The organism is Herbidospora cretacea (assembly GCF_001570605.1).
Lineage (GTDB): Bacteria > Actinomycetota > Actinomycetes > Streptosporangiales > Streptosporangiaceae > Herbidospora > Herbidospora cretacea.
Window position 1 is genome coordinate 598,093 of sequence record NZ_BBXG01000004.1, and the last position, 8,993, is coordinate 607,085.

Annotated in this window: 10 protein-coding genes; 6 read left to right on the plus strand and 4 right to left on the minus strand. The window is 71.8% G+C overall.

All coding sequences use genetic code 11. The features are described 5' to 3' along the window. Positions 1-858, minus strand: a complete 858-nt coding sequence (locus tag AW270_RS10810; protein ID WP_245674652.1) for a tryptophan 2,3-dioxygenase — start codon at positions 856-858, stop codon at positions 1-3. Between the two features lie 119 nt (positions 859-977). Between AW270_RS10810 and AW270_RS10815 the strand changes: the two genes are divergently transcribed. Continuing rightward, positions 978-1,427: an Lrp/AsnC family transcriptional regulator gene (locus tag AW270_RS10815; RefSeq protein WP_061293368.1), complete on the plus strand. Its 450-nt coding sequence runs from the start codon at positions 978-980 to the stop codon at positions 1,425-1,427. Here AW270_RS10815 and AW270_RS10820 read toward each other — a convergent pair. The 3 genes from AW270_RS10820 to AW270_RS10830 are packed head-to-tail and all read right to left on the minus strand — an operon-like array spanning position 1,399 to position 3,277. Then, positions 1,399-2,427 (minus strand): LLM class flavin-dependent oxidoreductase, encoded by a 1,029-nt coding sequence (locus tag AW270_RS10820; protein WP_061293370.1) that lies wholly within the window; start codon positions 2,425-2,427, stop codon positions 1,399-1,401. The genes AW270_RS10815 and AW270_RS10820 overlap by 29 nt on opposite strands. After that, positions 2,424-2,744 (minus strand): TIGR04076 family protein, encoded by a 321-nt coding sequence (locus AW270_RS10825; RefSeq protein WP_061293372.1) that lies wholly within the window; start codon positions 2,742-2,744, stop codon positions 2,424-2,426. The genes AW270_RS10820 and AW270_RS10825 overlap by 4 nt, the downstream gene beginning before the upstream one ends. Then, positions 2,741-3,277: a helix-turn-helix domain-containing protein gene (locus AW270_RS10830; protein WP_061293374.1), complete on the minus strand. Its 537-nt coding sequence runs from the start codon at positions 3,275-3,277 to the stop codon at positions 2,741-2,743. The genes AW270_RS10825 and AW270_RS10830 overlap by 4 nt, the downstream gene beginning before the upstream one ends. Positions 3,278-3,557: 280 nt before the next feature. On the opposite strand from AW270_RS10830, the gene AW270_RS10835 reads away from it, so the two are divergent. From AW270_RS10835 to AW270_RS10855, 5 genes are read left to right on the plus strand one after another with little or no spacing between them, the layout of a single operon-like run. Continuing rightward, positions 3,558-5,144, plus strand: coding sequence for an ABC transporter substrate-binding protein (locus tag AW270_RS10835; RefSeq protein ID WP_061293376.1), 1,587 nt, complete (start codon positions 3,558-3,560; stop codon positions 5,142-5,144). Further along, positions 5,131-6,213 (plus strand): ABC transporter permease, encoded by a 1,083-nt coding sequence (locus AW270_RS10840; RefSeq protein ID WP_082801447.1) that lies wholly within the window; start codon positions 5,131-5,133, stop codon positions 6,211-6,213. Before AW270_RS10835 ends, AW270_RS10840 begins: the two co-directional genes overlap by 14 nt. Beyond that, a complete protein-coding gene (locus tag AW270_RS10845) occupies positions 6,210-7,046 on the plus strand; it encodes an ABC transporter permease (protein ID WP_061293380.1) in 837 nt (278 codons plus the stop codon). The genes AW270_RS10840 and AW270_RS10845 overlap by 4 nt, the downstream gene beginning before the upstream one ends. A 2-nt stretch (positions 7,047-7,048) precedes the next feature. After that, on the plus strand, positions 7,049-8,023 hold the full coding sequence (locus AW270_RS10850; protein WP_063819169.1) for an ABC transporter ATP-binding protein: 975 nt from the start codon (positions 7,049-7,051) through the stop codon (positions 8,021-8,023). Beyond that, positions 8,020-8,961 (plus strand): ABC transporter ATP-binding protein, encoded by a 942-nt coding sequence (locus tag AW270_RS10855; protein ID WP_061293383.1) that lies wholly within the window; start codon positions 8,020-8,022, stop codon positions 8,959-8,961. The genes AW270_RS10850 and AW270_RS10855 overlap by 4 nt, the downstream gene beginning before the upstream one ends. The last annotated feature ends 32 nt before the right edge of the window (positions 8,962-8,993 follow it).

Consider the following 8,993-nt stretch of genomic DNA (forward strand, 5'->3'; position numbering starts at 1 on the left):
TCAGACCAGGGTCCTGGCGGACCACAGTTCGGGGAAGACCACGCGGGCCATGCTGCGGCGCAGCCAGTTCGCCCCGGCCGAGCCGCCGCTGCCGGCCTTCTCGCCCATGGTCCGCTGCACCGCCTTGAGGTGCTGCCAGCGCCAGTCGGCGAATCCGTCGGCCAGTCCGGTGAGCGCCTCGCCGAGCGACCAGAGGTGGTTGCCGGGGGTGTTCTCCCGGTAGATCTCGACCCAGGCGGCCTCGACGGCGGGGTGGCCCTCGTGCTCGACGGCCACGTCGCGGTCCAGCAGGTCGCGGGGGATGGCGAAGCCCTGGCGGGCGAGCGCCGCGATGACGTCGTCCCACAGGCTGGGCGCGCGCAGCGTCTCCTGGAGGGCGGCGTACACCTCGGGCTGGCGGTGGAAGGGCCGCAGCAGCGTCGCGCTGCGCAGGCCCAGGAGGAGCTCCAGGTGCCGGTACATGGCCGACTGGAAGCCCGAGGCCTCGCCCAGCTGGTCGCGGAAGCGGTTGAAGTCGGCCGGGGTCATCCAGTCGAGCCCGCGCCAGGCGGCGTTGAGCCCCTCGATGTCCAGAGTGGCCCGCTTCAGCGGGGCGAGCGCGCCCCAGACGTCGTCCTCGCGCAGCAGCCGCTGGGCCTCGCGCAGTTCGAAGCAGGTCAGGCCGAAGTACAGCTCCATGATCTGGCTGACCATGAGGAAGGACATCTCGCCCGGGTCCTTGCTGATGGTCTGCTGGAGCGAGTGCAGGGTGTCGGCGTGCACGTAGACGTCGTAGGGCAGGCCGTCGGCGTACTCCAGGGTGGGGTTCCCGCCGTTGGCGGCGGCCCTGGCGGCGCGCGTGCTGTTCGTGCTCTCCACGGACCTCATGCTCCACCAAACGGTCATCTGTCGAGAAGGAGCACTTAAAGGTACGATTCACCCCTGGCCTGTGGTTTCACGGCCAAACCGCTCAACCGCTTAACGAACCGAAGGTCCCCATGGACGATATGGATTGGGCGCTGCTGCGCGAGCTTCAGGTCGACGCGCGGCTGTCCTTCAGCGAGCTGTCCCGGCGGGTCCACCTGTCGCCGCCCGCCGTGGCCGAACGGGTGCGGCGGCTGGAGGAGACCGGCGTCATCTCCGGCTACCACGCCCGGGTCGACCTCACCCGGACTGGCTGGCCGGTGATGGCGATCATCCGGATGTCCTGTTACGGCCCCCGCTGCATGCTCCGCGACCCGGCGGTCGCCGAATGGCCGGAGGTCCTGGAGATCCACCGCATCACCGGCGACGCCTGCTGCATCCTCAAGGTCGCCGCCGAGTCGATGGACGCCTTCGAGCACGTGATCGACCGCCTCGCGCCCTACGGCCAGCCGTCGAGCACGATGGTGCTGTCGACCCCGCTCCCGTGGCACTCCGTCACGCCGCCGCGGACCTCGTCCGCCTGAGTTCGGGCAGCACCGCCGACCCCAGGAGTTCCACCCCGCGCCGGTCGCTCAGCCCGTGGGGGGTGCCGAACTCGACCCGGCGCACCCCCGCGTCGATGAGCGCCTGGGCCTGCGAGGCGACGTGGTCGGGGGTGCCCGCGAAGGCGAACAGGTCGAGCAGGTCGCCCGGGATGAGCTTGCCCGCCTCGTCGTGGCGGCCGGCGTCGACCAGCTCCTTCACCCGGGCCACCAGGTCGGCCGGGATCTCCAGGGTGGGGTCGAGCCCGGCCACCACCGCGAGGTACATGGCCACCTCCGCCCGCGCCCGCGAACGCGCCGCCGCGCCGTCGGTGTCGACGACGGTGACCGCGCCGAGCACGATCCCGACGTCCTCGGCGTCCCGTCCGGCGGCCTCCGCGCCCGGCCGCAGCCGCTCGCGGATCACCTTCACCATGTCCGGGTTGGCGCTGCCGCCCACCTTGATCTCGTCGGCGACGCGCCCGGCCAGCGCCGCGCCCTTCGCGCCCCACGCGCCGAGCAGCAGCGGCGGGTCGGGGCGGTGCACCGGGTAGCGCAGCGTGGTGCCCGGGGCCAGCCGGAACACCTTCCCCTCGAACCCTCCGGCGTCGCCGCGCAGCAGCCGGTAGACGACCTGCGCCGACTCCTCCAGGGTGGTCAGCGGGTGCTGCTGGTCGATGCCGACCGCGCCCAGCCAGGTGCCCCGCGCCAGGCCGAGGTAGGCCCGGCCCTCCGAGGCCAGGTCGAGCGCGGCGATCTGGCCCGCGATCTCGTAGGGAGCCAGCGAGTAGGGGTTCAGGCAGGCCACGCCCAGGCGCACCCGCTCGGTGGCGGCGGCCATCTCCAGCAGGGGGAAGATCGGCGGCTGGTACATGAGGTCGCCGAAGACGGTCAGCACGTCGAAGCCGTGGTCCTCGGCGCTGCGGGCCAGCTCCGCGTAGTCGCCCGCGCCCTTGTCGCTCTGGAGGCCGAGCCCGATCTCCACGGTGCGCGCGGTGGTCACGTCAGGTCCGCCGAGTTCATCCGCCGCCGGCAGGTGCGCGAGACCTGCATGATCAGGCGCTCCTCCGGGTCGGGGCAGGCGAACTGGGTGTCCTGGGCCAGCCAGTCGCCCGCCGCCAGGTCGCGCTGCTTGGCCGCGAGGAAGGGCAGCACGGAGGCCAGGGCGTAGACGCAGAAGTGCTTGCCGTCGGGGATCTTCAGGTGGGCGCTGTCGGTCAGGTCGAAGTGGTCGCCGACGTTCATGCCGCAGACCGACCGGCCCTCGATGCGTTCGACGGTGACCCGGAGGTCGTAGATCTCCATGTCGGGCTCGGTCATGGTGTCGGGGGGTTTATGGCCAAGACGATCTCCGTGTTGGTCGCAGAGTCATTCAGGTAGCGGTGCGGCCGGTTGGAGTCGAGCGTCAGGCTCTCGCCCGCCGCGACGGTGTAGCTCGACCGCTCGACCTGGACGGTGAGAGTGCCGGAGACGACGTACACGCACTCCATGGACGGGTGGCTCCACAGTTCCTCGCTGGAGACCTCGCCCGGGGCCAGCACGGCGTGGAGCACCTCGAGCTGCCCGTTGCCGGGGGTCAGCCGCTCGTAGCGGATCTGGCCGTTGGGCGCGCCGAGGGTGGTGCGCTCGCCGGGCCGGCTGATCCACACCGCGGGCGCGGCCGGGTCTTCGAACAGCGAGGCGATGGACGCGCCGAAGACCCCGGCCAGGCGGCGCAGGGTCGACAGGCTCGGCTCGGTGACGCCCCGCTCGATCTGGCTGAGCAGCGTCGGGGAGACCCCGGCCTGCTCGGCCAGGGCGCGCAGGCTCATCCCCCGTTCGGTGCGCAGCTCGTGCAAGCGATCTCCGATCACCTACGCCGTCCTTCCTACCATCGCAGTGTCACGTGCAGGTTAACTACACGCGTGGGCAGCACCGTAAGGGTGCCGATGTTCGCCGTCAACAGACAGTTGTGAGCAGGTGATCAGCGGTGACGGGTCTTGACGCGGTCGCTGCCCACGGCCTAGCGTGCCCGGTCAACGTGCAGTAAGGCTGCACGTTCGGCTGTGGCCTCGTGCCGCCGCCGCTCAGGAGAGTCATGACATCGCCCCATATGTCTGAGCGGGCCCCCGTAGCCCGGCCTTGGAGTCCCTCATGAAGATCCGCCGGTCTGTCGGTGCGCTCACCGCCGCTGTGGCCCTGAGCCTGCTCGCCGCCTGCGGCGGTGGCAACGCCGCCGCTCCGTCCTCGCCCGGCGGGCAGGGCGGCAAGACCCTCGTCATCGACACCGCCTTCCAGCTCAAGACGACCGACCCCGCCCGCATGTACGAGCCCTCGGGTCTGCTGATCGACCAGACGATCTACGACACGCTGCTCACCTTCAAGGGCAGCGACGTGACCAAGCCGGTCCCGGCGCTCGCGGAGTCGTTCACCGCCTCCGACGACGCCAAGACCTTCACGTTCAAGCTGCGCACCGACGCGAAGTTCTCCGACGGCACCCCGGTCACCTCGGCCGACGTCGCCTTCTCGCTCAACCGCGTGAAGAACGTCAAGGGCAACCCGTCGTTCCTGATGGCGGGCCTCACGGTCACCGCGCCCGACCCCGCCACCGTCGTGATCGCCAGCGAGGAGCCGAACACCGCCATCCCGTTCATCCTGCCGAACCCCGCCCTGGGGATCGTCAACTCGGCGGTGGCCAAGAAGAACGGCGCCACGGACGCCGAGGACGCCGACAAGACCGACACCGCCGAGGCGTTCTTCAACAAGCAGTCGCAGGGCAGCGGCCCGTACGTCCTGGAGAGCTACAGCACCACCTCGCAGGTCGTGCTGAAGCTGAACGAGAACTACTGGGGCCCCAAGCCCGTGTACTCCAAGGTCGTCGTGCGCAACACGCAGGCCAACGTGCAGCGGCTCAACGTGCAGAAGGGCGAGTCGCAGATCGCGGTGGACCTGTCGCCCGAGCAGGCCAAGGGCATGGGCGACCTCCAGGTCGTCAACGGCGCCTCGCCGAACGTGTTCTTCCTGTTCGCCAACGACAACCCGGAGATCTCCAAGATCTCCTCGAACCCGAAGTTCCAGGAGGCGGTGCGGTACGGCGTCGACTACCAGGGACTCGTCGACCTGGCCGGTGAGGGAGCCGTGCAGGCGCCCGGCATCGTCCCCTCGCTCTTCCTCGGCGCGCTTCCGGCCGCCGACGGGATCAAGCGCGACGTCGAGAAGGCCAAGGCCGCGCTGGCGGCGTCGGGCCTGCAGAACCCGACGGTCAAGCTGAACTACCCGAGCGACGTGCAGGTCAACGGCCTCAACTTCGGCGACCTCGCCGCCCGCGTGCAGGCCAACCTCAAGGAGGTCGGCATCAACGTGGAGCTGGCCCCGGCGTCGGTGCAGACCGCGCTGGAGTCCTACCGGGGCGGCACCGAGGAGATGGGCCTGTGGCAGTGGGGCCCGGACTTCCCCGACCCCAGCAACTACCTCAACTTCCTGCCGGCCCAGACCGTGGGCCTGCGCGCCGGATGGGCCGAGGGCGCGTCCCCCGACCTGGAGGAGCTCGGCGCCAAGGCCCGCACCACCGTCGACGACGCCGCCCGCTCGGCGCTGTACGTCGACATCCAGCACAAGATGAACGAGGCCGGCCCGATCATTCCGCTGATCCAGCCGGCCCAGATCCTGGTCGGCGCCAAGTCGGTGCGCAACCTCCAGTCCAACGCCCTCTGGCTGGTCAACGTCCGTGAGCTCGGCTAAGCCGAAAAGCGGTACCCCGGGGGCGGGCCGGCGTCCGGCCCGCCCCGGCGGGGTGCTGCTGCGGTTCCTCGTCCGGCGGCTGGCGGCCGCCCTGCTGCTGTGCGTCGGCATCACGCTCGTGGCCTTCACCCTGACCCAGCTGGTCCCGGGCGATCCCGCCGCCGCCAACCTGGGGCAGTCGGCGGTCGACGACCCGGCCGCGGTGGCCGCGTTCCGCGCCAAGTACGGGCTGGACCAGCCCGTCCCGGTGCAGTACCTGACGTACATCGGCAACGTGTTCCAGGGGAATCTGGGCGTGTCGCAGCAGAGCCACCGGCCGGTGGCCGAGGACCTGGCCGAGTTCGTGCCGGCCACGATCGAGCTCGCGCTGTTCGCGATCGTGCTGTCGCTCGTCGTGGGCGTCGCCCTCGGCGTCGTGGCCGCCGTCAACCGCGACCGCTGGCCCGACCAGGTGCTCCGGGTGGTCAGCCTGGGCGGGGTGTCCATGCCGACCTTCTGGGTCGCGCTCGTCGCGTTCTACCTGCTGTCGTTCAAGTTCGACCTGCTGCCGGGCACCGGACGACTGGATCCGGTGCTGAGCCCGCCGCCGTACACGACGGGCTTCTACTCGGTGGACGCGGCGCTGGCCGGACAGTGGGACGTCATGTGGTCGGCGATCGGCCACCTGGTGCTGCCCTCGCTCGTGCTGGCCGTCTACACGGTCGGCATGCTGATGCGCTTCAGCCGGGCCTCGGTGCTGGAGATCCTCGGCAACGACTACGTGCGCGCGGCCAGGGCCAAGGGCCTGCCCGAGCGGGTGGTCATCGTCCGGCACGTCCTGCGCCCCGCGATGGTCGCGATCATCACGGTGGCCGGAGTCGCCTTCGGCAGCCTGCTGTCGGGGGCCGTGCTGGTGGAGAAGATCTTCTCCTGGCCCGGCGTCGGCCAGTACGCCTATCGCAGCGCGGTCAACCTCGACCTGCCCGGCATCATGGGCGTCAGCATCGTCGTCGCCGCCGTGTACATCCTCATCAACCTGCTCGTCGACCTGCTGTACGGGGTCATCGACCCGAGGATCAGGCTCTCATGACGACTGGATCCCGCACCCCGTGGCGGCAGCCCCTGGCTCTGGTCGGCGCCGCCTTCGTCGTGCTGTGGGTGCTGGTGGCGCTGCTCGCCCCCGTGCTCGCCCCCTACGGCCCGCTCGACCAGATCGCCGACAAGCTGCTCGAACCGTCGGCGCAGCACCTGTTCGGCACCGACCAGCTCGGCCGCGACGTGCTCAGCCGGGTCGTCTACGGCGCGCAGGTGTCGCTGCCGCTGGCGTTCCTGCTCGTCGCCCTCTCGGCGGTGATCGGGTCGGTCGTCGGCGCGGTGGCCGGGTTCTTCGGCGGCTGGGTCGACGGCACGCTCATGCGGCTGGCCGACCTGGTGTTCGCCTTCCCCGGCATCATCCTGGCCATGGCGGTCGCCGCCGCCCTCGGCCCCGAGCTGCGCAACGCCGTGCTCGCGGTCGTCGTGGTGTCCTGGCCCTCCTACGCCCGGCTGGTGCGCGGCCTGGTCATGTCGGCCCGCAACTCCGAGTACGTCGCCGCCGGGCGGCTGCTCGGCTCCTCGTCGGTCCGCACGATGATCGTCGACCTGCGGCCCAACGTCGCCGGGCCGGTGCTGGTCATGGCGGCGCTCGACGTGGGCAACGCCGTGCTGCTGCTGTCGGGCCTGTCGTTCCTGGGGCTCGGCGCGCAGCCGCCCATGGCCGAGTGGGGCTCCATGGTGGTGTCCGGGATGGACTACTTCGACCTGTGGTGGCTGTGGCTGTATCCGGGCCTGTCCATCCTGACCGTCGTGCTCGCCTTCAACTTCGTCGGAGACACGCTGCGGGACGCCCTCGATCCGCGCACCGCGCGTGCGATCAGGGGGTGACCGTGGGAACGCTACTGGAGGTCGAGGACCTCACCGTGTGGCTCGCCACCAGGAACGGCCCCCGCAAGGCCGTCGACGGCCTGTCGTTCCGGGTCGACTCCGGCGAGGTCTTCGGCATCGCGGGGGAGAGCGGCAGCGGCAAGACGATGACCGCGATGGCGCTGCTCGGCCTGCTCCCGCACGCCGCCAGGACCGGCGGCCGGGCCGTCTTCGAGGGCCGCGACCTGCTGGCCATGAAGCCGCGCGAGCTGCGCGACGTGCGCGGGCGCAGCATCGCGATGGTGTCGCAGGACCCCTCCACGAGCCTGCACCCGATGCTCAGCATCGAGACCCAGGTGACCGAGCACATGCGCCACCACCTGGGCATCGGCAGGTCGGAGGCGCGCGGCCGGGCGGTCGAGCTGCTGTCGACGGTACGCATCCCCGACCCCGAACGGGCGCTGGGGGCCCACCCGGCCCAGTTCTCCGGCGGCATGCGCCAGCGCATCGCCATCGCCGTGGCGCTGGCGTGCGAGCCCCGGCTGCTGCTGGCCGACGAGCCGACGACCGCGCTCGACGTCACCGTGCAGGCGGGCATCCTGCGGCTGCTCGACCGGCTGCGGCGCGAGCGCGACCTCGCGGTCGTCGTGATCACCCACGACCTGGGCGTGATGTCGGCCGTGGCCGACCGCATCTGCGTCATGTACGGAGGCCGCACCGCCGAGGTCGGCCCGCGCGAGACCGTGCTGACCCACCCCCGCCACCCCTACACCCGGGGCCTGCTCGACGCGCTGCCCCACCCGGAGGGCGGGGCGGCGGCGCTGCGGCCGATCCCGGGCAGCCCGCCGTCGCTCGGCGCGGTGCCCGACGGCTGCCCGTTCCACCCGCGCTGCGCGTTCGCCGTCGACTCCTGCCGGGTGGACCGCCCCGAGCCGGTCCTCATCGGGTCCGATCACCGGCTGGCCTGCCCGCCCGACCCGCTGGGAGAGTCCGCATGAGCGCGCTGCTGGAGGCGACCGGGGTCGCCGTCGAATACCACCGGACCGGCGCGCCGCCGCTGCGCGCCGTCGACCACGCCGACCTGACCCTCGCCCGGGGCGAGATCCTCGGGCTGGTCGGCGAGTCCGGGTGCGGCAAGTCGACGCTGGGCCGCGCGGTCGTCGGGCTCCAGCCCACCGCCGCCGGGGAGATCCGCTTCGACGGCCGCCCGGTCGCGCCGCTCGGGCTGCGCCGCCGCCCGCCCGGCATGCGCGGGCTGCAGATGGTCTTCCAGGACCCGTACGCCTCCCTCAACCCCCGCCGCCTCGTCGGCGACCAGGTCGGCGACGGGTACCTGCTCGGCGGGACGTCCAAGACCGAGGCCCGCCGCCGGGCCGGTGAGCTGCTCGAACGCGTCGGCCTCCCGGCCGACGCCGTCAAGCGCTACCCGCACGAGTTCAGCGGCGGCCAGCGCCAGCGCATCGCGATCGCCAGGACCCTGGCCGCCGAGCCGAGCTGCATCATCGCCGACGAGCCGATCAGCGCGCTCGACGCCTCGGCCCAGGCGTCGGTCGCCAACCTGCTGGTCGAGCTGGTCCGCGAGCTCGACATGGGCCTGGTCTTCATCTCGCACGACCTGTCGGTGGTGCGGCAGATCGCCGACCGCACCGCGGTCATGTACCTGGGCCGCGTCGTCGAGGTCGGGCCGACCCGGCAGGTGTGGTCGGAGCCCGCCCACCCGTACACCAAGGCGCTCATCTCGGCGGTGCCCCGGGCCGACGGCGCGGGCGTGCTGCCGGTCGAGCTGCCCGGCGACGTGCCCGACCCCTCCCGGCCCCCCGGCGGCTGCCGGTTCCACCCGCGCTGCCCGGTGGCCCTGCCGTCGTGCGCGCACGACGACCCGCCGCTCACGATCCTGCGGGACGGCCGGTCGGCCGCCTGCGTCCTGGCGAAGTGACCCTGTGGGAAGTGACCCTATGGAAGGACATC